Origin of the sequence: Sphingobium tyrosinilyticum, from assembly GCF_042654265.1 — a bacterium.
GTDB classification, from domain to species: Bacteria; Pseudomonadota; Alphaproteobacteria; order Sphingomonadales; family Sphingomonadaceae; genus Sphingobium; species Sphingobium tyrosinilyticum.
Genome location: NZ_JBHSFZ010000053.1, coordinates 1 through 952 on the forward strand (window position 1 = coordinate 1; position 952 = coordinate 952).

Below are 952 nucleotides of genomic sequence, written 5' to 3' on the forward strand. Positions count from 1 at the left end.
CGGGGACGGATCGTGCGGCGGCTTTTCGCAGGATTGCCTTGAGCTTCGAGAAGGCGTTCTCGATCGGATTGAAGTCGGGGCTGTACGGCGGAAGGAAGAGCATCCGCGCTCCAGCCGCTTCGATGGCATCACGCGCTGCCATCGTCTTATGAGCTGGGAGATTGTCGAGGATCACGATGTCGCCGGGACACAGCGTAGGTGCCAGAACCTGCCTGGCATAGGCAGCGAACCATTCGCCAGTCATGGGCCCGTCCAGGACCATGGGTGCGGTCATGCCCGTTAAGCGCAGCGCACCAGTGAAAGTGGTGGTTTTCCAATGGCCGTGCGGGATAGGTGACCGGCACCGCATGCCGCGCGGGGCCCGCCCCCGCAGACGCGCCATCTTCGTTGACGCGCCGGTCTCATCGATGAAGACCAAGCGGTCAGGATCGAGATCAGGTTGAGCCTTGAACCATGCGCGTCGCCGCGCGAGAACGTCGGGCCGCTCCTGCTCGCTGGCGTGCGCTGTTTTTTTTCACGGTCATTGAGTGACGATCAAGGAAACGCCAGATCGTGCTCGGAGCGAATACGGCTCCATGCTGCGATCGAAGCATCTCGGCCAGTTCAACGAGCGTGATGTCCACCTGCTCCTCGATCGCACCGAGAATAATGTCGCGATGGGCTTCAATCCGCCGCGACCGCATGTCGCCGCCTTGCCGCTTCGCCCGCGTCGATCCAGTCTCCCGCCACTCGCGTACCCAACGGATCGCGCTCGCCGCCGCAACTCCAAAACGCTCCGCTGCCGCGCGGCGGGAGAGGCCGCCCTCAACCGCCGCAATCACCCGCGAACGTAAATCTTCTGAGATGGACTTTGTCATGCCAGGCTGGCCTCCTCGTCCAGCTGACATGGTGAATCACATTTCTGAGCGAAGGGGAATCCCAATGATTCAGTCCGGTCAGATTTTGCTCTAGA

General features: G+C 61.8%; 1 protein-coding gene and 1 pseudogene. Both read right to left on the bottom strand.

The features are described from left to right. A pseudogene (locus ACFO3E_RS15825) lies at positions 1-508 on the bottom strand (IS630 family transposase); the annotation flags it as partial. Next, positions 435-887, bottom strand: a complete 453-nt coding sequence (locus ACFO3E_RS15830; protein ID WP_380806057.1) for an IS630 transposase-related protein — start codon at positions 885-887, stop codon at positions 435-437. The pseudogene ACFO3E_RS15825 and the gene ACFO3E_RS15830, both read right to left, overlap by 74 nt. Between the last annotated feature and the right edge of the window lie 65 nt (positions 888-952).

Excerpts from the sequence above, each read along its gene's own strand:
- ACFO3E_RS15830 (WP_380806057.1), bottom strand. The coding sequence starts at position 887 with ATGTCAGCTGGACGAGGAGGCCAGCCTGGCATGACAAAGTCCATCTCA.